This is a genomic window from Pseudacidovorax sp. DMC4 (assembly GCF_056314265.1).
Window position 1 is genome coordinate 500,573 of the sequence record NZ_JBQUYR010000001.1, and the last position, 21,568, is coordinate 522,140.

The 21,568-nt window shown below is 66.4% G+C and carries 29 protein-coding genes and 1 tRNA gene; 17 read left to right on the forward strand and 13 right to left on the reverse strand.

The genetic code is table 11. From position 1 onward, the window contains the following. Positions 1–4 precede the first annotated feature (4 nt). From ACT54X_RS02230 to ACT54X_RS02255, 6 genes are all read right to left on the reverse strand, one after another. Positions 5–952 carry a hypothetical protein gene (locus tag ACT54X_RS02230; RefSeq protein WP_476344780.1) on the reverse strand — a complete coding sequence of 316 codons (948 nt, stop codon included), beginning with the start codon at positions 950–952 and terminating at the stop codon, positions 5–7. Between the two features lie 145 nt (positions 953–1,097). Beyond that, positions 1,098–2,096, reverse strand: a complete 999-nt coding sequence (locus ACT54X_RS02235) for a PD-(D/E)XK nuclease domain-containing protein (RefSeq protein WP_476344782.1) — start codon at positions 2,094–2,096, stop codon at positions 1,098–1,100. A gap of 68 nt (positions 2,097–2,164) precedes the next feature. Continuing rightward, on the reverse strand, positions 2,165–2,665 hold the full coding sequence (locus tag ACT54X_RS02240; protein WP_476344784.1) for a BRCT domain-containing protein: 501 nt from the start codon (positions 2,663–2,665) through the stop codon (positions 2,165–2,167). A 110-nt stretch (positions 2,666–2,775) separates the two neighbouring features. Beyond that, complete coding sequence (locus ACT54X_RS02245) at positions 2,776–3,144, reverse strand: helix-turn-helix domain-containing protein (protein ID WP_476344786.1); 369 nt, start codon at positions 3,142–3,144, stop codon at positions 2,776–2,778. A gap of 88 nt (positions 3,145–3,232) precedes the next feature. After that, positions 3,233–3,571 carry a helix-turn-helix domain-containing protein gene (locus tag ACT54X_RS02250; protein WP_476344788.1) on the reverse strand — a complete coding sequence of 113 codons (339 nt, stop codon included), beginning with the start codon at positions 3,569–3,571 and terminating at the stop codon, positions 3,233–3,235. A gap of 294 nt (positions 3,572–3,865) precedes the next feature. Then, on the reverse strand, positions 3,866–4,123 hold the full coding sequence (locus tag ACT54X_RS02255; RefSeq protein WP_476344790.1) for a hypothetical protein: 258 nt from the start codon (positions 4,121–4,123) through the stop codon (positions 3,866–3,868). Between the two features lie 42 nt (positions 4,124–4,165). Here ACT54X_RS02255 and ACT54X_RS02260 point away from each other — a divergent pair, with 42 nt between their 5' ends. Together ACT54X_RS02260 and ACT54X_RS02265 are read left to right on the forward strand one after the other, a co-directional pair. After that, entirely contained in the window at positions 4,166–4,384 is a 219-nt protein-coding gene (locus ACT54X_RS02260) for a hypothetical protein (protein ID WP_476344792.1), read from the forward strand. Between the two features lie 49 nt (positions 4,385–4,433). Beyond that, positions 4,434–4,652, forward strand: coding sequence for a hypothetical protein (locus ACT54X_RS02265; RefSeq protein WP_476344794.1), 219 nt, complete (start codon positions 4,434–4,436; stop codon positions 4,650–4,652). A 158-nt stretch (positions 4,653–4,810) separates the two neighbouring features. Here the strand turns inward: ACT54X_RS02265 and ACT54X_RS02270 are convergent, their stop codons facing one another. After that, a complete protein-coding gene (locus ACT54X_RS02270; RefSeq protein WP_476344796.1) occupies positions 4,811–5,095 on the reverse strand; it encodes a hypothetical protein in 285 nt (94 codons plus the stop codon). 191 nt (positions 5,096–5,286) lie between these two features. On the opposite strand from ACT54X_RS02270, the gene ACT54X_RS02275 reads away from it, so the two are divergent. The 10 genes from ACT54X_RS02275 (at position 5,287) to ACT54X_RS02320 (ending at position 12,553) form a co-directional block, all read left to right on the forward strand. Next, positions 5,287–5,964: an ogr/Delta-like zinc finger family protein gene (locus tag ACT54X_RS02275; protein ID WP_476344798.1), complete on the forward strand. Its 678-nt coding sequence runs from the start codon at positions 5,287–5,289 to the stop codon at positions 5,962–5,964. Positions 5,965–6,069: 105 nt separating this feature from the next. Continuing rightward, positions 6,070–6,591, forward strand: a complete 522-nt coding sequence (locus ACT54X_RS02280; RefSeq protein WP_476344800.1) for a hypothetical protein — start codon at positions 6,070–6,072, stop codon at positions 6,589–6,591. 54 nt (positions 6,592–6,645) lie between these two features. Then, complete coding sequence (locus ACT54X_RS02285) at positions 6,646–6,918, forward strand: hypothetical protein (protein ID WP_476344802.1); 273 nt, start codon at positions 6,646–6,648, stop codon at positions 6,916–6,918. An 11-nt stretch (positions 6,919–6,929) separates the two neighbouring features. Continuing rightward, a complete protein-coding gene (locus ACT54X_RS02290; RefSeq protein ID WP_476344804.1) occupies positions 6,930–9,188 on the forward strand; it encodes a replication endonuclease in 2,259 nt (752 codons plus the stop codon). 36 nt (positions 9,189–9,224) lie between these two features. Further along, on the forward strand, positions 9,225–9,581 hold the full coding sequence (locus ACT54X_RS02295) for a hypothetical protein (RefSeq protein WP_476344806.1): 357 nt from the start codon (positions 9,225–9,227) through the stop codon (positions 9,579–9,581). Then, positions 9,578–9,883 carry a hypothetical protein gene (locus tag ACT54X_RS02300; protein ID WP_476344808.1) on the forward strand — a complete coding sequence of 102 codons (306 nt, stop codon included), beginning with the start codon at positions 9,578–9,580 and terminating at the stop codon, positions 9,881–9,883. Before ACT54X_RS02295 ends, ACT54X_RS02300 begins: the two co-directional genes overlap by 4 nt. After that, entirely contained in the window at positions 9,880–10,695 is an 816-nt protein-coding gene (locus tag ACT54X_RS02305) for a DNA-methyltransferase (protein WP_476344810.1), read from the forward strand. The genes ACT54X_RS02300 and ACT54X_RS02305 overlap by 4 nt, the downstream gene beginning before the upstream one ends. A 49-nt stretch (positions 10,696–10,744) precedes the next feature. Further along, positions 10,745–11,164, forward strand: coding sequence for a DUF4406 domain-containing protein (locus tag ACT54X_RS02310; RefSeq protein ID WP_114804212.1), 420 nt, complete (start codon positions 10,745–10,747; stop codon positions 11,162–11,164). 10 nt (positions 11,165–11,174) lie between these two features. Beyond that, positions 11,175–11,387 carry an excisionase gene (locus ACT54X_RS02315; protein WP_114804211.1) on the forward strand — a complete coding sequence of 71 codons (213 nt, stop codon included), beginning with the start codon at positions 11,175–11,177 and terminating at the stop codon, positions 11,385–11,387. After that, on the forward strand, positions 11,336–12,553 hold the full coding sequence (locus tag ACT54X_RS02320) for an Arm DNA-binding domain-containing protein (RefSeq protein WP_476344812.1): 1,218 nt from the start codon (positions 11,336–11,338) through the stop codon (positions 12,551–12,553). Before ACT54X_RS02315 ends, ACT54X_RS02320 begins: the two co-directional genes overlap by 52 nt. A 94-nt stretch (positions 12,554–12,647) precedes the next feature. Here the strand turns inward: ACT54X_RS02320 and ACT54X_RS02325 are convergent. From ACT54X_RS02325 to tilS, 3 genes are all read right to left on the reverse strand, one after another. Beyond that, positions 12,648–12,740 (reverse strand) — tRNA-Ser (locus ACT54X_RS02325). Between the two features lie 71 nt (positions 12,741–12,811). Next, positions 12,812–14,080, reverse strand: coding sequence for an aspartate kinase (locus tag ACT54X_RS02330; RefSeq protein WP_114804209.1), 1,269 nt, complete (start codon positions 14,078–14,080; stop codon positions 12,812–12,814). 96 nt (positions 14,081–14,176) lie between these two features. Further along, positions 14,177–15,247: a tRNA lysidine(34) synthetase TilS gene (tilS, locus tag ACT54X_RS02335; protein WP_476344815.1), complete on the reverse strand. Its 1,071-nt coding sequence runs from the start codon at positions 15,245–15,247 to the stop codon at positions 14,177–14,179. Between the two features lie 48 nt (positions 15,248–15,295). Between tilS and ACT54X_RS02340 the strand changes: the two genes are divergently transcribed. Continuing rightward, positions 15,296–15,577 (forward strand): DUF1232 domain-containing protein, encoded by a 282-nt coding sequence (locus ACT54X_RS02340; protein ID WP_476344817.1) that lies wholly within the window; start codon positions 15,296–15,298, stop codon positions 15,575–15,577. Between the two features lie 57 nt (positions 15,578–15,634). On the opposite strand, the gene ACT54X_RS02345 is transcribed toward ACT54X_RS02340, so the two are convergent. From ACT54X_RS02345 to cysS, 3 genes are read right to left on the reverse strand one after another with little or no spacing between them, the layout of a single operon-like run. Next, the gene (locus tag ACT54X_RS02345) at positions 15,635–16,615 is read right to left on the reverse strand and encodes an acetyl-CoA carboxylase carboxyltransferase subunit alpha (protein WP_476344819.1); all 981 of its coding nucleotides are present in this window, start codon (positions 16,613–16,615) and stop codon (positions 15,635–15,637) included. Between the two features lie 17 nt (positions 16,616–16,632). After that, positions 16,633–17,283 (reverse strand): DNA-3-methyladenine glycosylase family protein, encoded by a 651-nt coding sequence (locus tag ACT54X_RS02350; RefSeq protein WP_234192200.1) that lies wholly within the window; start codon positions 17,281–17,283, stop codon positions 16,633–16,635. A 27-nt stretch (positions 17,284–17,310) separates the two neighbouring features. Then, positions 17,311–18,690, reverse strand: coding sequence for a cysteine--tRNA ligase (cysS, locus tag ACT54X_RS02355; protein ID WP_294369296.1), 1,380 nt, complete (start codon positions 18,688–18,690; stop codon positions 17,311–17,313). Positions 18,691–18,894: 204 nt separating this feature from the next. On the opposite strand from cysS, the gene ACT54X_RS02360 reads away from it, so the two are divergent. The 4 genes from ACT54X_RS02360 (at position 18,895) to ACT54X_RS02375 (ending at position 21,561) form a co-directional block, all read left to right on the forward strand. Then, positions 18,895–19,485: a tetratricopeptide repeat protein gene (locus tag ACT54X_RS02360; protein WP_081682456.1), complete on the forward strand. Its 591-nt coding sequence runs from the start codon at positions 18,895–18,897 to the stop codon at positions 19,483–19,485. Positions 19,486–19,568: 83 nt separating this feature from the next. Further along, entirely contained in the window at positions 19,569–20,156 is a 588-nt protein-coding gene (locus ACT54X_RS02365) for a peptidylprolyl isomerase (RefSeq protein WP_294369862.1), read from the forward strand. A gap of 41 nt (positions 20,157–20,197) precedes the next feature. After that, positions 20,198–20,710, forward strand: a complete 513-nt coding sequence (locus ACT54X_RS02370; RefSeq protein WP_294369324.1) for a peptidylprolyl isomerase — start codon at positions 20,198–20,200, stop codon at positions 20,708–20,710. An 80-nt stretch (positions 20,711–20,790) separates the two neighbouring features. Continuing rightward, the gene (locus tag ACT54X_RS02375) at positions 20,791–21,561 is read left to right on the forward strand and encodes a UDP-2,3-diacylglucosamine diphosphatase (RefSeq protein WP_294369327.1); all 771 of its coding nucleotides are present in this window, start codon (positions 20,791–20,793) and stop codon (positions 21,559–21,561) included. Positions 21,562–21,568 lie beyond the last annotated feature (7 nt).

Genomic DNA, 21,568 nt, shown 5'->3' on the forward strand with positions numbered 1-21,568 from the left:
TCCTTCAGGCTGGATTCGCCTCTTCTAGCAACTCATCTAGAACACTGCGCGCAGTTGCTTCTATCATACCAAGTATCCGCGCCTTTTCAACTGCATCGACCGGACGAATATTTTTGGTATAGACACCATTTCTTAGCTTGAGCGCCCCGTGAACTGAATAGCGAAATTTCTTTCCCGATTGCCCATCTTCAAAACCAGCATCACATTCCACTATTATATGAGGTGCTACCTTTTGCCTGGCGCGCCAAGTAATAGCCGTGATAAAAAATCCCTTACTTTTAAGTTCCTGATACATTTCCGACGCGACCAGATTTTCGCCACTCAGCGCGACGTTTTCGACAATGCCGATCAACTTGTCAGCAACGTCATCCGGGTCTTCTCCTTCCAGATCAATGCTATCTCCCTCGGCAAACGAAACGGAGGAGTGCGCAACCCGCAAGCGTGAAACCGTTTCAAGCGAAAAATTCGGAAGCGAAGATATCAAGCGAGTGAAAAATGTAGTCCGGTGGTCGGCGCTGGCAAGATCGGTCAGTTCAATCTCTTTGATTGCGATTTCCTTCTTCTTGAGCGTTTCGGCCCGACCTTTGATCTTTTCAAGTATTCCTCGGGACCGATCATTCGCTGGCAGTCTAACCTTTGTCCCTCCAGGCACTTTCTCAAAAATGATCTCTGACTCCTGCTCCTGACGCTGCAGCAGTTTAGTCTTTGAGTAATCGAATTCGGAATAGGTAACATTCATTACATATTCCGTTTCGCTCTTCTTGTGCGACCGAACTATCTCTTGATCCTCATCCTTCTTATATCCGGCAATAATCACCTTCAATTCATCGGGACCGAGTTCAACGGGAAGCGTCGCAGCGGTGTATTTCTCTCCACGTCGTCCCGTTTCTCGCTTTTCCATCACTCCGCAAACATCGAGGTAGTCGTGCGTAAGGAGCGACAGATATTCCACGAGAGCGTCCCGAGATTCTGCGGGGGAACAAAATATCCCTCGGTCACGAAGCAGTTCATGGAGGACGCCTTCTGTGATCTTCTGTTTTGCCGAGGCTAGGAAATCATGTATTTCCTTGTTTGTTGCGTAATATAGTTGTCGTTGATCACGCATAATCCATTCCCAGCTCGATCGAAGAAAATGATGTAACGATGTTTGGCATACTCGCAAACGTTATTGCAGCAACTTTTTCCCCTAGTTCTGTAGATCTTCCAAATTCACTGAGGCTTTCGGTATATCTCTGTTTAGCCTTCTGAAACCGGGCAGCGGCGGCCGCGTCCGGATTTAAGGCCCTGACCTGCACTGTGGAGGCGTCCTCCAGAACCTGATAGCGACGTAAAAAATCTATGAGATACATAAACTCTTCTTCTGTATCTCCTTCTCTACGATAGAAAATAACGTAGCCCTTTTCTTCTCCCTTGGCACCCTTTTTGTACTCTAGGACAATCCAAGGTGATGTGAGCATTTCAAGCGTTGCTGCTCTTGCCTTCTCTGGTTGCAAATTTGCCCGTCCATCAAGCTGTGGATAAAAATACTTGCAATGATTAGCTGGAGGAAGGGAATTTTTTCCTGCTGAGCCGCGAAGCTGCCGTATATCATAGGCAACATTGCTAATCCAAAAGATATCTCGCGGACCCAATACGAATAAGCGAGAACCACGCGGTAATGGTAGCTCTTTGTGCGGCACGTCGTTCAATAGGCTTCCGAAATCTTTGTCATACTCACCATCATGATTGTAGACAAATAAAAGACCGCAAACATTTGGAGTCGCGTCTCCGTGCATATAGAGTTTTCGCCAAGCATCGCTCTTTTCTGCGCAGGCAATCTGTTTGGCCAAACTCACAACTGTGTCCGAAATCCTTTTTGAACTTATAGAGCCTTTTGCATAGCTCTTCATATCGCAGTGAACGTAAGTTCGATACTGCGAGTAAGGCTCATCGTAATAGAAGACGGCATCTCCTGGATGAGAGCTGACGCCGTGGTTATCGGGGTCTTCGCACGGCCAGCTGTGATCCTCCGGGCCAACCTGAGTCCAGAAAAATTCTGAAAATACCTCTTCAGACAGTTTCATCGCCATTTCGGCAATTTTGCTGGTTTCTGCCATCTCTCGCTCCGACGTTAATTTTTAATGTTTGTGATTGCTAGGTTGCGAAGCCCAAGAATTAGGGCTCGTTATTTGCAATTTAGTTCTTCTACCGCGTAATCAGGCAACTCTCCGGTATCTATCAGAGTCATGAACTCTCCCTCGCGAACTACATACACGCCCTGTGAACGCGACTTCAATACCTTGGCCGGGCCGGCATTTGGCCCGGCACAGAGGAAGACCAGAGATTGAGTAACTGTCTTGACCACCCGCAGACCTGCAGCATCGGCACTTTCCTCCAGCTCGTCGCGCCTACATGCCGAAAAGCCAGTGAATAGGATTTGGGGGCGTTCATCCTTCGGAGCGCTGGCACGCAGCTTCGGCGGCGGGCTACTGTGGGGCTCGATCAACGCTGCATGCGCGCCGTCGAGGTACTCCACCACCCGATCCTTTCGGAAGGTGCAGAACTTGCCCGCGGCTTCGTCGAAGCCCTCCAAGTAGTGGCCGACCTCGGCCCAGGACGTCAGACGCCGCTGGCTGACCACTCCGGCCGCGTTCCGATACACGAACCCCAAAACGTGTTCAGACATATCCCTCCACCCATCGGCTCATGCGAGCCACGATGTATCGCGTGACGGGGCTCTTCCGTCCCCACCACGCCCATCCCCCAACGGCGGCCCCGTAGAGCCACCACCCCACGCTAAGCGGCCTTGCGAGCCGCGTTCGATTGCGCGAGCGAAGAAAGTACCCTCCGGGCCGCAGCCCTCCCGTCTTCGTCCGCGTTCTCGTAGTTGTCCAGCAGCGCCTCCTGCTCGGCCGTCAGCGTGCGAGCACCGGAGTGCTCAGCGGGTGCTGCCGGCCGACCGCCAAGGACGGCGGCAACGTCCGCGCCCGTGGCCATCAAGTGCATCAGCACCGACGCGCCAGGCTCGGCCACGCCGCGCTCGTACCGGCTCAGCATCCCCCGGCTGACGCCCAGCAGTTCCGCAAAACTCTCTTGGGAATGCCCCAGCCTCTCCCGCTCGGCGCGCAAAATCGCACCGTTTCGAGCACTAAAAGACTCGCTCATGACTTGACGATGAGCACGAAAATGCTCAACATCCACTCCTGTCACACATCACACGACAAGAGAAAGAAGCGTACATGCTCACTCGCAGTCACCCCTCCCCCTTCCGTCCGATGGCGACGGTTCCACCCACGCGCTCGGCCAGCAGCCGAAGCGCGGCACGCGCGTCCTCGTCCGCGCCGGCGTAGGCGCGCAGCAGCGCGGCCTGATCGGCCGTCAGTGCAGCGCCGCTGTGCTGGCCGGTGATGAGGTAGGCCACATCCACCCCACGCGCAGCCAGCGCCTCCAGATACGCCGTATCCGGCTTGCGACTGCCCCGCTCGTAGTTGCCCTGCGAGTCCACGGTCACGCCCGCCATCTCGGCGAACTCGGTCTGGTTGAGCTCTAGCTCCTTGCGCACTCGGCGCAGGCGCTCGTGAAAAACTGACATACGTACAGAAATACGCCTTGACTTCTGGTCTTTCGTCCAGATAATTCAGTGCAGAAACCGACAAACGTACACATCGTATATGGGCACCACCAACCCACAAAGGGGCACGCCGTCCTATCGCTGGATGGACCCCAAGCCACCCGCCGCCGCGGCGGCAAGTGCTCGCCGCCTCGCGCGTGAAGCCGAGCAGCTTGAGCGGGAATGGATCGCCGAGACCGGCGGCCGCGATCTTTCCTGGGGCCGGCGCCGCCGCGGGGCGCGCATCGGCTGGGGCCTGCGGCTGCCGCTACCGGGTCAGCCGGTGGTGCCGGAGGCCGCAGGGGACGCCGAGCGCTTCGGCGCGCTGCAGTTGGCGGGCGCTGCGTTCTCCCGCTCGATCCGCTCCGCCAGTTGCTCCATCACCCGATAGAGCTGGATGAACGAGCGATCAACCCGCTCGGCCAACCCCAGCCCCGAAACGGACTGCTTGCCGGCCGCCACATAGCCCCCGTAGAGGGCGGCGGTCGCTTGAAAGACGGGCCAGTTCACCGCTGTGTTCGTGCTGTGCTTCATGTTTTTCCATCCCTGCTGTCACAACAAACAAAGGCATCGTAAATGACCACCTCCGCGCCTGCCGCTGAAATCTCCACCGCCACCGAAAGCGGCCTGGACCGCCTCGTCTACTGCCGCATGAGCACGGCTGACCTCGAAGAAGCCAAGCGCCTGGCCGCGCAGGAAGACCGCAAGGTTTCCGCCTTCGTGCGCGCCATGTACCGCCGCGGCGTGGCCGGCTTCAAGGCCGAGCGGGCCGCTCTGGCCCAGGCCCGCGCCTGAGCGCACGCGCCCCACCATCCGCCCCCACCGCCCCGCCCGAGGCCTGCCGATGTACCCCGATCCCAAACGCGTGCGCCATCACCGCATTTCCACCCGGCTTGACGACTACGAAGAGCAGCGTTGGCGCCGCATGTGCGACCAACTGGGCATTCAGCCCGCCACGCTGCTGCGCGACCTGGCCATGGCCGAGTGCGTGCGGTGGAGCGTGCAGCCGGATCGCATGCATCAGCAGGCCGCCAACGACCCCGTCATGAAGGACAGCGCGTGACTCCGTCCGCCCTTGCCCCCGCCCCCGCGCCTGCACCCGTCCCCGCGCGCCGGCCGCTGCCGCTACCGCTGCCACTCACGGCCGACGACGCCGCCACGGCCATCGAGCTGATCCGCGCCGCCGGCCAGGCAGCCCGCCGCTGCCCGGCGCAGGCTTGGCTACGCTGGCCGCGAGTAGATGGCCCGGTAGCCGTCGCGCATTTCGCCCATGTCTTTCAGCTCGTTGACCAGGCCGAACTGGCCGAGCACGTTGCCCACGGTCACGAGCTGGCCAAAGCCGTGCACGGTGATGCGCCGGTAGACCACGCCCCGGCGGTTGCGCACGCCGGCCACCATGGCGGGCCAGCCCAGGTCGATCATGTGCTTGGCCTTGGGCTCCAGCGCGGCCACTATGGCCTTGTCGTCGGGCAGCGGTTCTGCCCCATCGATCAGCTCGTTCTCCATCGCCTGCTCTCCGGTTGCGAGGCGGCCCTGTTGCGGTATGTGGGCCGCTTCTTGTGTCGCGCCTCCCTGTGCCCGCCTTCTGCGGTGGCGTTGTGGCTTGCAGGCGCAGGCCGAGTATGGGCGCAGGGGCCCGCCCTTCCAATGCCACAAAAGTCGCACTTTCGTCACCCGAAAGTGGCCGGAGCGGCGGCATGAGCGAAGGCGGCTACATGCGCCTGTCCATCCGCTGCCCGCACTGCCTGGGCAAGTCGGCGGCAGAAGACCATGAAGAGCTGTCGCGCACGGTGGGTGAGATTGCCTACCGCTGCCGCAACTACCGCTGCGGCCACGTGTTCGCGGCCCGGCTGGAGGTGGTGCGCACGCTGGAGCCGTCGCGCACGCCTTCGCCGCTGGTGGCCCTGCCGGTGAGCGCGCATGTGCGCCGCGCGCCGGTGCAGGCGGCGCTGCTGGCCAGCGAGTGCGATGCGGACGATGAGGCCGACTACCTGGCCGAGCTGGCCCAGCCGCTGGCCGATTGGCCGGCCGCGCCGTCTGTGGGCGGTGCGCTGTGGGGCACGGCGGCCGATGCCGAGGCCGACGACGCGGCCGAGCGCAGCCGCTACCGCTACATCACCATCCGCTGCCCGCACTGCCAGGCGGGGGCCATTGCCGTGGCCTCGCGCGAGCTTTCGCGCACGCTGCGCGAGGTGACGTACCGCTGCCGCAGCCACCGCTGCCGCCACGCCTATGTGGCGCAGCTGGAGGTGGTGCGCACGCTGTCGCTGTCTTCCCTGCCCTGCGCCGAGGTGGTGCTGCCGCTGAGCCCGCATGTGCGGCTGGGCCAGCTGCAGGCGCTGCTGCAGGCCAGCGCGCAGGCGCCGCCGGGCTGACCGGGGCGCTTCGCCCTCTCCCCCCTTCCTTCCCTTCCTTCTGTTCGCAACGCGCTCCTTCGGGGGCGCGGGGATTCGTTCGCTCTTTTTCTGCCGACCCACACCATGCGCACCGCCACCCGACCCCGTTCCACCCCCGCCACCAGCACGGCGCTGGCCCAGGTGCTCGCGCACGAGCACGAGCGCCATGCGGCGCGTCTGGCCGAGATCCGCCGCATCAGCACCAAGCTGCCGGTGCTGGACGAGCTGCTCGACGCGCTGGCCGCGCAGCGCGTGCATGTGGACCTGGCCGACCTGCGGCCCTACCGCCGCGTGCTGGATGTGCCCGAGACGGTGGCGCTGCGCACCGGCCTGTTTGGCGACGGCCACGGCGCCACGGTGGCGGCCACGCTGCTGCGCCTGGGCTTCAAGGTGGTGTGGGCCAAGCAAGGCGAGGCGGTGGGCCGCTATGACAGCGAGGCGATCTTCAAGCGCGGGCATGCGCACGTGCACGCCTATGTGCCGGCCGAGTGGCTGGCCGAGGCCTGTGAGCAGGGCCACGTGACGGCTGCTACCGAGGGGCATCACCCGGCCAACGATGTGGGCCAGCCCATGAGCACGGCCGCGGCCATGCGCGCCGAGGCCTGAGGGGTGGGCACGAGCAAGACGCGGCACGTTGACGCCCCCACGCGAAAGCACCTGATGAAGCTGCGCGACGAGTTCGTGGCCCTGGCCACGCGCGGCCGGTTCAACGACGCGGCCAGCCGCGAGTGGGCCGCGCTGCCGCTGGAGCTGCGGCTGGTGCTGCTGATGCTGGCCGGCGTGGGCGAGGTGCAGGTGTCACCCGTGCTGCAGGGCCTGGCCGTGCGCGCCTGGACCGAGGTTCCGCCCGCCGAGCGCGAGGCGGTGCGCGCCGTGGTGCGCCGCGGCGTGCCCACGCTGGCCCGGCTGCGGGCGCTGGCGGCGCGGGTGTAGGGGCACGCACGGTGCAACGCTTTCGCGCCCAGGCCAGGTCGCCCATCGCCCGCACGCTGCCCACGCGCAGCATTGGCGATTGGCGCGCGAATGCGCCCGGGCTGGCTCAGGTGGACGAGCACATGGCCCGGGTGCTGGCCTGTGCGCCCGCGGGCTGGAAGGCGGCCATCGAGCGGCGCTTTGCCTATGCCCCGCCGCCGCTCATGCAGGCCGGCGAGCCGTTGGAGCAGGCCCTGCAGCAACCGCCCGAGTGGGCGCAGGCGTGGGACTTGTTGCAGGCGGTGGCGGACTTCGAGGACGAGTTCGGCGGCGCCGGCCGCTGGAACCTGGCCGACGAAGAGATCCGCGACCTGGCCGCGCGCCTGGCCGAAGACGTGCGCCGCAAGCAGGAGCGCATGCGGCACTTTGGCGCCACGCTGCCCGAGCGGCTGGACGAGGTGCGCACCTTCATCCGCCGCGTGGGCGTGTACGAGGACAAGCCCATCGACGGCGAGCCGGCCATTGCGCGCGCCGAGTGCCCCAAGTGGTGGCGGCGCCGGCTGCGCACGCACGTGGCCCGCGCGGTGGAGGCCGGCGCGGTGCGCCTGGGGCTGGTGCATGTGGGCCGCGGCGGCTACGTGAGCCAGGACGGCCTGGCGCGCCGGCGCGCGCAGCTCTCGCGCAATGCCGAGGCGCTGCGCGGATCGCTGCTGCGCAACGAGGCGGGCCAGGTGTGGCGGCTGGACGAGCTGGTGGCCCTGGGCACAGCCAACCCGGTGATTCGCGGCGGCGAGCTGATGACGCGCATCCGCGGCGCCGAGGACTATGCGGACGCGCGGGCGCATGTGGGCCTGTTCATCACGCTGACGCTGCCCAGCCGCTTTCATGCCATGCGGCAGGTGGGCGGGCGCAGCCGGCCGAACCCCAAGTTCTGCGGGGCGACGCCGCGCGAGGGGCAGCTGTGGCTGCGCGACAAGTGGCAGAAGACGCGCGCGGCCCTGCAGCGCGCGGGCGTGCGCATGTACGGCCTTCGCGTGGCCGAGCCGCACCACGACGCCACGCCGCATTGGCACATGCTGGTGTGGGCCGAGGACGAGGCCGGCGCCCAGGCCATCGAGGCGGTGGTGCGCCACTACTGGCTGAGCGAGGACGGCGACGAGCGCGGCGCGCAGGCCAACCGCATCAACGTGAAGCGCATGGTGCGCGGCGGCGCTGCTGGCTACGTGGCCAAGTACATCGCCAAGAGCGTGGGCCACGTGGCGCTGGCCGAGCACCTGGATGTGGCCGATGGCCAGCAGCTGACCATGGACCTGGGGCCGTGGGAGCCCAAGGACGCGAGCGAGCCCGCGGCCGAGCAGCACGGCGGCGCGGCGGGGCACCAGCGCGTGGATGCGTGGGCGGCCACCTGGGGCATCCGCCAGTTCCAGACCTTCGGCATGCCGAGCGTGACGGTGTGGCGCGAGCTGCGGCGGGTGACGCCCGATCAGCTGGAGTTGTTCCAGCGCGAGGGCGACCGCGACACGGTGCGCGCGCATCAGGCCTGCCACCGGCGCGGCGCGCTGCGGGCGGATTGGCGCCTGTTCATGGAGGCCATGGGCGGCCACGCGCTGCGGCGCACGGCCTGGCACCTGCGCTGCGCCTTCCGGCATGTGGAGCCGGGGCAGTGCAACCGCTACGGCGACGAGGTGAAGGTGGGCCGGCTGGTGGGCCTGGTGGCGCAGCGCGGGCGCATGTGCGGGCGCTGGCTGGTGAGCCGGCGCATGGGCTGGCTGCCGGTTGCGCATGTACCGGTGCTGCCGCCGCGGCCCGAGGACGCCGAGGACGCCGAGGGCACCGCGCAAGACGAAGCCGCGGCCGTGGTCGATGGCGATGCAGCCGGCCAGGGTGCGGCCGACGCTGCGGCCGAGGCCGCGCGCAAGCAGGACGAGCGCACGGTGGTACGGCGTGGCCGGCCGGTGATTCCGCTCCCGGATCGGGCGGCTCTGCCGCCCGCTTGGACTTGTTTCAATAACTGTACGGCCCGCCTCACGGGCGACACGCTGAGGCAGCTTTTGAACGCTGGCGAGGCCTGGCAAGCGCCCCACGACAGCGATTGGATCGAGCCTCCGCCGCCGATCCGGCCCGCAACCACCCCCAACCGCCCCGCCCCGCTGCCTGGCACCACCTGGGTGCCGCCGCGCAGCGTGCGCGCCGTGGCCGACGCGCCCCTCTTTCCCGCCACCAACACCCTGGCCGGCATCGCCGCGCGCCTGCGCGCCGAGCACCGCATGGCCGAGGTGCTGGAGGCCTGACGCATGCCCCCTTTCCCCACCCCTGGAGTTCACAGCATGACCACTCCCACCACCCCCAAGGCCTGCCGGCCCTTCGCGCCGCCGATGGCGCACAAGGTGCGCGTCGACAGCGTCTACACGCCATCGAGCGCGACCGACATCCGCAAGACCTTCGCGCGGCTCAAGCGCGAGCAGCAGCGCGCGCAGCAGGCCGCAGCGGCCGACGTGGCGCCGGCGCCCGTGCTGGCCGCTGTGCCGGCAGCGCGCGGCGGCTCGGCGCCGGCTACCGCTGCCGCACCTGGCACGAGCGCCGAGCGGCCACGCCGCGGGCCGCTCATGTTCCCGCGGCTGCCCACGCCGGCCGACACGCGCACGCTGGCCCTGTTCCCCGTCCCCAAGGTGGCCACCCGATGACGCGCCAGATCGACCAGCGCCACCGCTACCGCCTGCCCTCGCTGGTGCTGCGCGAGCAGATCGTGCGGACGATGTTCTGCAGCACGCCACCGGCACCGCGCACGGGCGGCGCCTACACCGGTGCCGAGCTGCTGCCGAGTGCCGCGTACCGGCCCGGTGCGTTCGACGCACTCGCCTGCCCGAGCGTGATCGCCGGCCGGCGCGTGTACCGGCCTGACCTGGCCACCTTCGCGCCATTCATCAGCGCCGAGCGCCTGGCGCAGGCGGAGGCCGACCGCGCCCTCGAGCGTGCGCCGGCATGAGCGCCGTCCGAAAAGTGGTCATCGGCAACGCGACCCTCTACCGCGGCGAGTGCACACAGGTGCTGCGAGACCTGCCGGGCGAGCTGGCCGCCGTCATCACCGACCCGCCCTACAGCAGCGGCGGCATGGTGCGCGGCGACCGCATGCAGAGCACGGCCGCCAAGTACGTGCACGACGGCACGCCACAGGACGCGGCGCACAACGTCGAATTCAGCGGCGACAACCGCGACGCGCGCAGCTGGGCCTTCTGGGTCAGCATGTGGCTGGCCATGCTGCAGCCCAAGGTGCGCGCCGGCGGTTACGTGATGGTCTTCACCGACTGGCGGCAGCTGCCCGCGCTCACCGATGCGCTGCAAGCCGGCGGCTTCGTGTGGCGCGGCCTGGTGCCGTGGGACAAGACCGAGTCCTCCCGCGCGCCGCACAAGGGCTACTTCCGCCACCAGTGCGAGTACGTGGTGTGGGGCAGCAATGGCCCGTTGCCGATCGCCACGCACGGCGGCCCGTGGCCCGGCCTGATCCGCGAGCGCGTGAACCCGCGCGAGAAGCACCACATGACGGGCAAGCCCATCAGCCTGATGGAAGAGCTCGTCCGTGTGGTGCCGCCGGGCGGCGTGATCGTGGACCCCTTCATGGGCTCCGGATCCACCGGCGTGGCCGCCGCGCGCCACGGGTACCCCTTCGTCGGCATGGAGCTAACGGACCACTACTTCGACATCGCCTGCCGGCGCATCGCGCAGGCCCAGGCGCAGCGCCCTCTGCTGCCGCCGCCCGTACTCCCCGCTCCGCTCGCTCAACAAGAGCTGACGGGATGAGCCGTCCTGCTCTTCACCTTTTCCCTTTCCCTCAACGCTGTCACACACCATGAAGACCCTGCCCTTGCACCCGTCCCTGCTCAAGACGCTGCGCGCGCTGCTGGAATCGCGCGCGCCCGAGCTGCTGGAGTCGCTTTCCGTGCGCATCGCTGCGCGCGAAGAGCACAGCCGCCCGGCCACCACGCGCATCTACGTCGCCGGCCCCATGAGCGGCCTGCCCGGCCTGAACTACCGCACCTTCAACGAAGAGGCCGCGCGCCTGCGCGCCCAGGGCCTGCACGTGGAGAACCCCGCCGAGAACCCAGCGCCGAGCTGCGGCAGCTGGGAGGGCTACATGGTCCTGGCCCTGGGTCAGCTGGCCACCTGCGGCCGCATCCACCTGCTGCCCGGCTGGAGCCGCAGCGCCGGCGCGTTGATCGAGCGCGACACAGCCTTCGCGCTGGGCCTGGACATGACGCACGCGGCATGAGGGAACCGCAATGACCACGCGCTACGTCCGCATCGTCAAGTTCGTCGCCGAGACCGGCTACACCGCCCGCGCGGTGGAAACCAAGATCCACCGCGGCGTGTGGATCGAGGGCAAGCACTACCGCCGCGCACCGGACGGCTGCATTCATATCGACATGGAGGAATACACAAAATGGGTAGAAAGCCGACATCAGGCGGGGTTCGACCAAAAGGCGGCCGCATAGAGGTTCGCTTCAAGTGGCAGGGCAAGCAGATCGCTCCCACGCTTCCGCTCAAGCCCACTGCAGCCAATTTGAAGCACGCGGCGCGCGTGCGGATCGAAGTCATGGCGCTGATCGCGCGCGGCGCGTTCCGAATCCAAGACCACTTTCCCGACTACCGCTACGCGCAGGAGATGCAGCCCGCCGAGGAAGACGCGGGCCAGACTCTCGGCGATTGGGCGCTGACATGGCAACAGATCTCGTCGCGCTCGTTGGAGCATTCGACGCTGGCCATCTACGTACGCCACCTCAGGGCGTACTGGCTGCCCAGCTTCGGCCACCTGCTGCCGGAGCAGGTGACGCACTTGGCCATCCTCAAGCATCTGGCGAAGTTGAGCACCGACCGTTTCGACGAGAACACCGGCAAGACGATCAAGGGGCTGAGCCGCAAGACACAAAACAACATCATGATCCCTCTGCGCGCAGTGTTCGGCCTTATCTGCCGGCACATGAGGAACCTGCGCGATCCGACCGAGGGCATCGAGAACCAGAAGACGCAGAAGGGACGGCCCGACCCGTTTGCACCAGCCGAAGTGGAGGCGATTCTTAAAGCGCTACGGGCCATGGCGCCGCATGGCGACGCGATGGCCGACTACTTCGAGTTCTCGTTCTTCGCCGGCATGCGGCCCAGCGAGCAGATTGCGCTGCGATGGGAGGATGTCAACCTGAAGGCCGGCACGATGCGCGTGCACCGCGCGCGCGTGCTGACGGAGGACAAGGCGAGGACGAAAACGCATGTGGAGCGTCACGTTGAGCTGAACCATCGCGCGCTGGGTGTGCTGCTGCGGCAGCACGCCAGAACCTCAGCCCACGCTGCAGAGGTGTTCTTCAATCCCCGCACGGAAGCGGCCTACGCCGACGAGCAATCGCAGCGCCGTGCGTGGGTGCAGGCGGTTTCGGATGCCGGCGTGCGCTACCGCCCGCCGAAGGAATGCCGCGACACCAGCGTCACCATCGCACTGATGGCAGGCGCGAATCCTGTCTGGGTGGCCATGCAGCATGGGCACTCTGTGCAGGTGATGATGCGCGACTACGCCAAGTGGATTCCGTCAGCCGACCGGGGTGCGAACCTGGCCGCGTTGAATGCGACGCTGGCCCGTTCGACGGAGGGCGCGGAGCCCCCGGATTGATCGATTTAGGACTAATTTGGGACTAGCGGCAGCAGCCGGACAGCCAGAAATGAAAAAAGCCGTTGAAGATCAACGGCTTTTTATGCGTAGGGCTTGGCGGAAACGGAGGGATTCGAACCCTCGATGAGGCTCTACACCCCATACTCCCTTAGCAGGGGAGCACCTTCGGCCACTCGGTCACGTTTCCAGTGCGCTAGGCAGACCATGATTATGCCATCAAATCTGCCCCGTTCGACCCCGAAGGCCGCGCGTTGCGCATTAATTTGCAGGCTGGTCCAGGTCAAAGGCCTTGTGCAGCGCGCGCACGGCCAGTTCCATGTACTTCTCGTCGATCACGACCGAGGTCTTGATCTCGCTGGTGGAGATCATCTGGATGTTGATGCCCTCCTCGCTCAGCACGCGGAACATCTTGCTGGCCACGCCCACATGGCTGCGCATGCCGATGCCGACGATGCTGACCTTGCAGATCTTGGTGTCGCCCACGATATCGGCCGCGCCCAGCGTGGGCAACACCTTGGTCTTGAGCAGGTCCACCGTGCGCGCAAACTCGGCGCGATTGACGGTGAAACTGAAGTCGGTCTTGCCGTCCTTGGAGAGGTTCTGGATGATCACATCCACCTCGATGTTGGCGTCGGCCACCGCGCCCAGGATGTGGTACGCGATGCCCGGCTTGTCGGGCACGCCCAGGACGGAGATCTTGGCTTCGTCGCGGCTGAAAGCGATGCCGGACACGACGGCTTGTTCCATGGTTTCGTCTTCCTCGAAGGTGATCAGAGTGCCCGACACGGCCTCTTCATTGATGTCGATGTCCCAGGGCGTGAAGCTGGAGAGCACGCGCAGCGGCACGCGGTACTTGCCGGCGAACTCCACCGAGCGGATCTGCAGCACCTTGGAGCCCAGGCTCGCCATCTCCAGCATCTCTTCGAAGCTGATCTTGGCCAGGCGGCGCGCATCGGGCTCGACGCGCGGGTCCGTCGTGTAGACGCCATCGACATCGGTGTAGATCAGGCATTCGTCCGCCTTCATGGCGGCGGCGATGGCCACGGCCGAGGTGTCGCTGCCGCCACGACCCAGCGTGGTGATGTTGCCCAGTTCGTCCACGCCTTGGAAGCCGGTGACGACGACCACGCGGCCCGCGTCCAAGTCGGCGCGTACGCGCTCGTCGTCGATGCGCTCGATGCGGGCCTTGGTGTAGCTGCTGTCGGTCTGCACGCCCATCTGCCAGCCGGTGTAGCTCACGGCCTCCACGCCTTCGCTTTGAAGCGCAATGGCCAGCAAGGCCGACGAGGCCTGCTCGCCGGTCGCGGCCAGCATGTCCAATTCGCGGTTGTAGGGCGTGGTGGGCTTGGCCGGGGCCAGTTCCTTGGCCAGGCCCAGCAGGCGGTTGGTCTCGCCACTCATGGCGCTGGGGACCACCACCATGCGATGGCCTGCGCGCGCCCATTTGGCGACGCGCTTGGCGACATTGCGGATGCGCTCGGTCGAGCCCATCGACGTGCCGCCGTACTTGTGAACGATCAATGCCATGGGTGAGATGTCGGAAGAAAAGTGAGTCGCCTGGTCGGCGTCGCCCGGGATGGCGGGCCTTCAGAGCGGCCTGCGCGGTGGCGGCCCGGATGCCATTCAGCGCGGGGGCTTCGGCAAGGGCGCGCTATTGTACCAACGCAGGGTGTCGCCTTCGCGCACCACCTGGCCGCTGCCGGCCTTGATATGGATACGGTGGCCACGCGTGGTGCAGTCGGCGATCTGGTCCAGCAGTTCGTCGATCTGCCGGGCCGCCGGCGCACGGCCGGCGGCCTGCGCCAGCCAGGCCCGCAATGCATTGGCCTGCCGGCTTCGCGGCAGCGCCTGCAGCGCGCGGATGCGGGGTGGCGTGCCCGTCTGGTCCAGGTCAACACGGGCGATGTCGGCCAGCAGTTCCTGCGCCTGGGCCGCGTGCCGCGCACTGCGCGCGAAGGTCTCGCGGAACTGCGGAAACGCGGCGGCCAACGCGGGCAGCACCTGCTGGCGGATGCGGTTGCGCGTATAGCGCGCGTCTACATTGGTGGGGTCGTCGACCCATGCTTCGCCACGGGCGCGCAGCCAGGCGCGCAAGGTGTTGGCCGGCAAGTCCAGAAAGGGCCGGTGCCAACGCAGACCCGCACGCTCGGCCGTCCGAGGCATGGCGGCCAAGCCCGGCAGACCGGCACCGCGCGACAGGGCGAGGATCAGCGTCTCGACCTGGTCGTCGGCATGGTGACCCAGCACGATGTCCTGCACAGCGCGGGGCCCGTCGCCGGGCGGGGCAGGTTTCACGGCCTTGGCCTCACCCGACGCGTTCTGGACGAAGTCACCGTCCGCGCTGGCCAGCTCGGCCAGCGCCCTGTAGCGCCCCAGCCGCGCCGCCTCCTCCGGGCTTTCGCCAGCCTGCGCTCGCGCGTCGATCCGGCCCACCCGCAACGGCACCTGCCAGCGTTCGCAAAGCGCGGCGCAATGGCGCTCGAAGGTATCGGCCGCCGCCTGCAGCCCGTGATTGACGTGCAGCGCCACCACCTGGCCCGGCCAACGGCGCGCGCAGGCGACCAGCAGCGCCGTCGAATCGGCACCGCCGCTCAAGGCGACGCCCAGCGGCAGGCGTGGCGTGAGCGCGGCGACGGCTGCCTCGACGTCACCCGGGGGAACCCCTGCCCCCCCTGGCGCTCCAACTGCGCTCATGGCCGCCGCATTCCCGCGCCGGCCGCACCCGGACCGAGGAGTTGCCGAATGTGGAAGTTGGGACGACTGTGGTGGGCGATGCGCAAGGAACTGCTGCTGGCCTGGGCCGTCCTGCGCGACGGGCGCTCGCCGTGGGGTGCCAAGCTGGCCGTGCTCGCTGCGGCGGCGTACCTGATCAGCCCGCTGGACCTGATCACGGATGCCGTACCGTTGCTGGGCTGGCTGGACGACGGCATCGTGGTGTTCCTGCTGTTGCGGCTGTCGCAGAAGCTGCTGCCGCCCGGACTGAGCGAAGCGCTCAAAGCGCGCGGTGCTGCACGTCGGCGGTGACGCGCACGGCCGCGTGCATGAAAAGGGGAGCCGCCCTGCTGCGCGTCAACTCGGAACTCAGCGCCCGGCGTCAACCTTCGTGTCGGCGAAGCGCCCGTAGCTCTGAATGCGCTCATAGCGGCGTTCCAGCAGTTCGCGCGGCTTGAGGTCCACCACCTGGCGCACCGCCTCGGTCAGCGCCCGCTTGAGGAAGGACGCCATCTGCCGATGGTCGCGGTGCGCCCCGCCCACCGGTTCGTTGACGATCTTGTCGACCAGGCCCAGCGCCTTGAGGCGGTGCGCCGTGATGCCCAGCGCGTCCGCAGCGTCCTGCGCCCGGTCTGCGGTCTTCCAGAGGATGGAGGCGCAGCCCTCGGGGCTGATCACCGAATACACCGAGTACTGCAGCATCAGCACCTGATCCGCCACCGAGATGGCCAGGGCACCGCCGGAGCCGCCCTCGCCGATGATGGTGGTGATGATGGGCACCTCGAGCTGCGCCATCTCGAAAATGTTGCGGCCGATGGCCTCGGACTGGCCGCGCTCCTCGGCATCGATGCCGGGATACGCACCCGGCGTATCGACGAAGGTGAAGACCGGCAGCTTGAACTTCTCGGCCGTCTTCATCAGGCGCAGCGCCTTGCGATAGCCCTCGGGCTTGCTCATGCCGAAGTTGCGCGCGGTGCGCTCCTTGGTGTCGCGGCCCTTCTGGTGACCCAGCACCATGCAGGGCATGCCGTTGAAGCGCGCCAGACCGCCCACGATCGACAGGTCGTCCGCGAAATGCCGGTCGCCGTGCAACTCCACGAAGTCGGTGAACATCTCGTTCACATAGTCCAGCGTATACGGCCGCTCGGGGTGGCGCGCGATCTTGGTGATCTGCCAGGGCGTGAGGCTGCTGTAGATCTCCTTGGTCAGTTGCTGGCTCTTCTTGCCAAGTTGGTCGATCTCTTCCGAGATGTCGACTGCCGATTCGCTCTGCACATAGCGCAGTTCTTCGATCTTGCTTTCGAGTTCGGCAATGGGTTGCTCGAAGTCGAGGAAGCTACGTTTTGCCAAGATCTACTCCTGTGAAGTCAATAGGCCACGGGCAGGGGCTCGAGCGAGCGCCAAATGTACCAAGTGGCCACACTGCAATAAGGGGCCCAGGCGACGGCCACCTCGCGCGCATCGCTGCGGCTGACGGGGTCGCCCGAGAAATACTGCTGGCTGATGCCGGCGATGAGGCTGGCGTCGTCCAGCGGCAGGATGTTGGGGCGCAACAGATGGAAGATGAGGAACATCTCCGCCGTCCACCGGCCGATGCCGCGGATGGCCACGAGCTCCGCGATGATCATCTCGTCGGCCATGTCCTTCCAGGCGTCGACGTGCACGGTACCGCCGTCGAAGTGCAGCGCCAGGTCGACCAGGTACTCCACCTTGCGCGCCGAGAGGCCCGCAGCACGCATGTCGTCCACCTTCAGCTTGAGCACGTTCGCGGGCGTCATGCGGCGCGGCAGCTTTTCGAAGCGCTCCCACACCGATTGCGCCGCCTTCACCGAGATCTGCTGGCCCACGATGCTGCGCGCCAGCGTGGTGAAGGCGTCGCCGCGCGACTGAAGGCGTGCATCGCCGAATTGCGGGATCAGCCGGCGCATCACGCGGTCCTTCTTGACCAGGTGGCGGCAGGCCTCCTCCCAGTAGTCGGGCGTGATGAATTCCGGATCCTGCGGGCGCGGAGCAGCCATGGCCAGGGTTGCCGTCCTGTCCACCGATTACTGGGCCGCGGCCCAGGTGGTGCCCGTGGGACCGTCCTTGAGCACGACGCCCTGGGCGAGCAGATCGTTGCGGATGCGGTCGGCCTCGGCGAAGTTCTTGGCCGCCTTGGCCGCGGCGCGCTCCGCGATGCGCGCCTGGATGGCCGCGTCGTCAAGCCCCGCACCGGCCTGCAGGTAGGCACGCGGCTCGGTCTGCAGCAGGCCCAGCGTGCCGGCCAGCGCCTTGAGCAGGCCGGCCGTCTGTGCGGAACGGGTGCGGTTGGCCTCGGCAGCCAGTTCGAAGAGCACGGCGACCGCCTCGGGCGTGCCAAAGTCCTCGTCCATGGCGGCCTTGAAGCGTGCGGCATGGGGGTCTTGCCAATCGATCTCTGCCACCTCCACCGGCGGAACTCCGTCGAGTGCCGTATAGAGGCGGCGCAACGCGTTGCGCGCATCGTCCAAGTGCACGTCGCTGTAGTTGAGGTCGCTGCGGTAATGCGCGCGCACGATGAAGAAACGCAGCGTCTCGGCGTCGTACTTCTTCAGCACGTCGCGGATCGTGAAGAAGTTGCCCAGGCTCTTGGACATCTTCTCGTTGTCGATGTTGATGAAGCCGTTGTGCATCCACTTCATCGCGAAGGTCTTGCCCGTGGCGCCTTCGCTCTGCGCGATCTCGTTTTCGTGGTGCGGGAACTGAAGGTCGGCACCGCCGCCATGGATATCGAAGGTCTCGCCGAGCAGGTCGCAGGCCATGGCCGAGCATTCGATGTGCCAGCCGGGACGGCCGGTGCCGAAGGGGCTCTCCCACTTGGCCTCGGCGGGCTCGGTGGGCTTGGCACTCTTCCAGAGCACGGGGTCGAGCGGGTCTTCCTTGCCCTCGGCCACGGCCACGCGGTTGCCGGCGTGAAGCTCGTCGAGCGACTTGCCCGACAGCTTGCCGTAGCCCGGGAACTTGCGCACCGCATAGTTCACGTCGCCATCGGCCGAGCGATAGGCCAGGCCCTTGCGTTCCAGTGTCTCGATCATCGACAGCATCTGGGGGATGTAGTCTGTGGCGCGCGGGTCATGCGTGGGCCGCTCGACGCCCAGCGAGTCGGTGTCCTCGTACATCGCGTCGATCATCCGGCCAGTGAGGGCCTTGAGCGTTTCGCCGTTCTCCACTGCGCGGCGAATGATCTTGTCGTCGATGTCGGTGATGTTTCGCACGTAGGTCACGCGCCAGCCGCGGGCCTTGAACCAGCGCTGCACCACGTCGAAGGCGATCATCGAACGGGCATGACCCACGTGGCAGAAGTCGTAGACCGTGATGCCGCACACGTACATCCGTACATGGCCCGCCTCCAGCGGCGAAAATTCCTCCAGTGCACGCGTGAGCGTGTTGTAGATACGCAGGGTCATGGAAATCGGAATGGGCGCCGTTGAAAGGTGGCGCCGGCCTGGGGAGTCGATCATGCGCCGCCGCGGGCGCACTGCCAAGGGCTTCGGACAACCCGTGGCTACAATCCGGCAAGTATAAACGGCCCCTGCGCAGCGCCTTTTTCAGAGGCGGCTGCCGCATCCAACCACGCCGGGGCGCACTCGCGGTCCGGCCTCACTCGCTCCATGACGCACGCCGCATCCCCCGTCGCCCGTTCCCTGCTCCGCGCTGCCCTGGCCTGCCTGTTGGTCGCAGGGGCCGGCACGGCCCTGGCCGACGACTACGCCGACGTCAACGCGCTGCTGCGCGCGGGCAAGGCCGCAGAGGCGCTCGACAAGGCCGACCGCTACATCGCCGGCAATCCGCGCGACCCGCAGATGCGCTTCCTGCGCGGCGTGATCCTCAGCGAACAAGGCAAGCCGCAGGACGCGGCCGACACCTTCGTCAAGCTGACGCAGGACTATCCCGAACTGCCCGAGCCCTACAACAACCTGGCCGTCATCTACGCCGCCCAGGGCCAGCTCGACAAGGCGCGCGACGCGCTCGACAACGCCCTGCGCCTCAACCCCAACTACGCCGTCGCGCACGAAAACCTGGGCGATGTCTATGTGCGCCTGGCTGCGCGCCAGTACAACCGCGCGCAATCCTTCGCATCGACCAGTTCCAGCGTCGCGCCCAAGCTGGCGCTGGTGCGCCAGCTGGTGGACAGCACCGGCAATGCCGCCAACGGCAAGCTGCCCGCGGCCACGCCCGAGCAGCGGCGCATCGCGCGCTGATGCACCATCGGCGCCCGGCCGGAACCGCCGGGCCAACGGTCGCTCCTATCCCTTTCCGTGACCTCGCAGGGAGTTTTTGCGTGATGTTTTCCCGTTCCACCCTCTTCACCCGCCGCTGGCTGCTGGCCCTGGCTGCGGCCGCCACCGTACCCACTGCCGCCTGGAGCCAAGCCGCTGCGCCGCGCGTCAAGCTGGCCACCAGTGCTGGCGACATCGTGCTGCAGCTCGATCCGGCCAAGGCACCCAAGACCGTCGCCAATTTTCTGCAGTACGTGCAGGAGAAGCATTACGACGGCACCGTGTTCCACCGCGTCATCGACGGCTTCATGATCCAGGGCGGCGGCTTCACGCCCGACCTGCGCCAGAAGCCCACGCGTGCACCGATCGCGCTGGAGGCCGACAACGGACTGAAGAACGACCGTGGCACCATCGCCATGGCTCGCACCAGCGATCCGAACTCGGCCACGGCCCAGTTCTTCATCAACGTGAAGAACAACGACATGCTCAACGCGCCCAACCCGGACGGCCATGGCTACGCCGTGTTCGGCAAGGTGGTGTCGGGCATGGACGTGGTCGACAAGATCCGCGCCGTCCCCACCGGTGCCCAGGGCCCGATGCGCGACGTGCCGGTCGAGCCCGTCATCATCCGCAGCGCCACGGTGCTGAAGTAAGCCCGCCCCGCGAGCGCCCTCCCCTTTCTCCAGGAGCCCCCATGAGCAATCCCAAAGTCGAACTCTCCATCAAGGACCACGGTCCCATCGTCATCGAGCTGGACGCCGAGAAGGCACCCAAGACGGTCGAGAACTTCCTGGCCTACGTCGCCCAGGGCCATTACGACAACACCATCTTCCATCGCATCATCGACGGCTTCATGATCCAGGGCGGCGGCTTCGAGCCCGGCATGAAGCAGAAGCCCACGGGCGCCGAGATCACCAACGAGGCCAACAACGGCCTGAAGAACGACATGTACACCGTGGCCATGGCCCGCACCAGCGCGCCCCATTCCGCCACCGCGCAGTTCTTCATCAACGTCGCCAAGAACGACTTCCTCAACCACACCGCGCCGTCGCAGCAGGGCTGGGGCTATGCCGTATTCGGCAAGGTCGTCTCGGGCACCGAGATCGTCGACAAGCTGCGCAAGGTGAAGACGGGCCGCCGTGGCTTCCATGACGACGTGCCCGCGGACGACGTGGTGATCGAAAAGGCCACCGTTCTGGCCGAGTGATCGCAAGGCGGCATGCACGCAACCGGCCCGTACGCGGATCCCCTCGCCTGCATCGCGGCTGAGCGCCCCGCGCCTGATCGATGACCGCGCAGGCCGCCTTCACCGAATTCCTCGCGCCGCCCGAGTGGCGCACGGTCGACCTGCTGTCCGACCTGCACCTGCATCCTGCCGAGCCGCAGACCCTCCTGGCCTGGCGGCAGTACCTGCAGACCTCGCCGGCCGACGCCCTGTTCATCCTGGGCGACCTCTTCGAAGTCTGGGTGGGCGACGATTCCGCCTCCGAGCCCGGTTTCGAGGCCGACTGCGCCGCCTGGCTCAAGGAAGCGGCGGCGCGCCGGCCGATGTTCTTCATGGCCGGTAACCGGGACTTTCTGCTCGGCCAGGGCTTTGCCGCCCAGGCCGGCATCCAGCGCGTGCCTGATCCGCTGGTGCTGGTGCTGCATGGCCGGCGCTGGCTGCTCAGCCACGGCGACCTGCTCTGCCTGGAGGACCACGAATACCTGGCCTTCCGTGCGCAGGTGCGCAGCCTGGAGTGGCAGCAGAACTTTCTCGCGCAGCCCCTGGAGGAGCGCCGCGCACTCGCCCGCCACATGCGCGAACAGAGCGAATCGCGCAAGGCCGATCCACGCGCCGTCTGGGCGGACGTCGATGCCGATGCAGCCGTCGCCTGGCTGCGCAGTGCACACGCCCAGACCTTGATCCACGGCCATACCCACAAGCCCGGACGGCACGACCTGGGCGACGGCCTGGAACGGCTGGTCCTCAGCGACTGGGACGTGGCTGCCTCACCTCCTCGCGCCCAGGTGTTGTGCCTGACGGCGGCCGGCGCGCAGCGCGTCGATCTGCGCTGAGGCCTCC

Excerpts from the sequence above, each read along its gene's own strand:
- ACT54X_RS02235 (WP_476344782.1), bottom strand. The coding sequence starts at position 2,096 with ATGGCAGAAACCAGCAAAATTGCCGAAATGGCGATGAAACTGTCTGAA.
- ACT54X_RS02240 (WP_476344784.1), bottom strand. The coding sequence starts at position 2,665 with ATGTCTGAACACGTTTTGGGGTTCGTGTATCGGAACGCGGCCGGAGTG.
- ACT54X_RS02245 (WP_476344786.1), bottom strand. The coding sequence starts at position 3,144 with ATGAGCGAGTCTTTTAGTGCTCGAAACGGTGCGATTTTGCGCGCCGAG.
- ACT54X_RS02250 (WP_476344788.1), bottom strand. The coding sequence starts at position 3,571 with ATGTCAGTTTTTCACGAGCGCCTGCGCCGAGTGCGCAAGGAGCTAGAG.
- ACT54X_RS02255 (WP_476344790.1), bottom strand. The coding sequence starts at position 4,123 with ATGAAGCACAGCACGAACACAGCGGTGAACTGGCCCGTCTTTCAAGCG.
- ACT54X_RS02260 (WP_476344792.1), top strand. The coding sequence starts at position 4,166 with ATGACCACCTCCGCGCCTGCCGCTGAAATCTCCACCGCCACCGAAAGC.
- ACT54X_RS02265 (WP_476344794.1), top strand. The coding sequence starts at position 4,434 with ATGTACCCCGATCCCAAACGCGTGCGCCATCACCGCATTTCCACCCGG.
- ACT54X_RS02270 (WP_476344796.1), bottom strand. The coding sequence starts at position 5,095 with ATGGAGAACGAGCTGATCGATGGGGCAGAACCGCTGCCCGACGACAAG.
- ACT54X_RS02275 (WP_476344798.1), top strand. The coding sequence starts at position 5,287 with ATGAGCGAAGGCGGCTACATGCGCCTGTCCATCCGCTGCCCGCACTGC.
- ACT54X_RS02280 (WP_476344800.1), top strand. The coding sequence starts at position 6,070 with ATGCGCACCGCCACCCGACCCCGTTCCACCCCCGCCACCAGCACGGCG.
- ACT54X_RS02285 (WP_476344802.1), top strand. The coding sequence starts at position 6,646 with ATGAAGCTGCGCGACGAGTTCGTGGCCCTGGCCACGCGCGGCCGGTTC.
- ACT54X_RS02295 (WP_476344806.1), top strand. The coding sequence starts at position 9,225 with ATGACCACTCCCACCACCCCCAAGGCCTGCCGGCCCTTCGCGCCGCCG.
- ACT54X_RS02300 (WP_476344808.1), top strand. The coding sequence starts at position 9,578 with ATGACGCGCCAGATCGACCAGCGCCACCGCTACCGCCTGCCCTCGCTG.
- ACT54X_RS02305 (WP_476344810.1), top strand. The coding sequence starts at position 9,880 with ATGAGCGCCGTCCGAAAAGTGGTCATCGGCAACGCGACCCTCTACCGC.
- ACT54X_RS02310 (WP_114804212.1), top strand. The coding sequence starts at position 10,745 with ATGAAGACCCTGCCCTTGCACCCGTCCCTGCTCAAGACGCTGCGCGCG.
- ACT54X_RS02315 (WP_114804211.1), top strand. The coding sequence starts at position 11,175 with ATGACCACGCGCTACGTCCGCATCGTCAAGTTCGTCGCCGAGACCGGC.
- ACT54X_RS02320 (WP_476344812.1), top strand. The coding sequence starts at position 11,336 with ATGGGTAGAAAGCCGACATCAGGCGGGGTTCGACCAAAAGGCGGCCGC.
- ACT54X_RS02330 (WP_114804209.1), bottom strand. The coding sequence starts at position 14,080 with ATGGCATTGATCGTTCACAAGTACGGCGGCACGTCGATGGGCTCGACC.
- tilS (WP_476344815.1), bottom strand. The coding sequence starts at position 15,247 with ATGAGCGCAGTTGGAGCGCCAGGGGGGGCAGGGGTTCCCCCGGGTGAC.
- ACT54X_RS02340 (WP_476344817.1), top strand. The coding sequence starts at position 15,296 with ATGTGGAAGTTGGGACGACTGTGGTGGGCGATGCGCAAGGAACTGCTG.
- ACT54X_RS02350 (WP_234192200.1), bottom strand. The coding sequence starts at position 17,283 with ATGGCTGCTCCGCGCCCGCAGGATCCGGAATTCATCACGCCCGACTAC.
- cysS (WP_294369296.1), bottom strand. The coding sequence starts at position 18,690 with ATGACCCTGCGTATCTACAACACGCTCACGCGTGCACTGGAGGAATTT.
- ACT54X_RS02360 (WP_081682456.1), top strand. The coding sequence starts at position 18,895 with ATGACGCACGCCGCATCCCCCGTCGCCCGTTCCCTGCTCCGCGCTGCC.
- ACT54X_RS02365 (WP_294369862.1), top strand. The coding sequence starts at position 19,569 with ATGTTTTCCCGTTCCACCCTCTTCACCCGCCGCTGGCTGCTGGCCCTG.
- ACT54X_RS02370 (WP_294369324.1), top strand. The coding sequence starts at position 20,198 with ATGAGCAATCCCAAAGTCGAACTCTCCATCAAGGACCACGGTCCCATC.
- ACT54X_RS02375 (WP_294369327.1), top strand. The coding sequence starts at position 20,791 with ATGACCGCGCAGGCCGCCTTCACCGAATTCCTCGCGCCGCCCGAGTGG.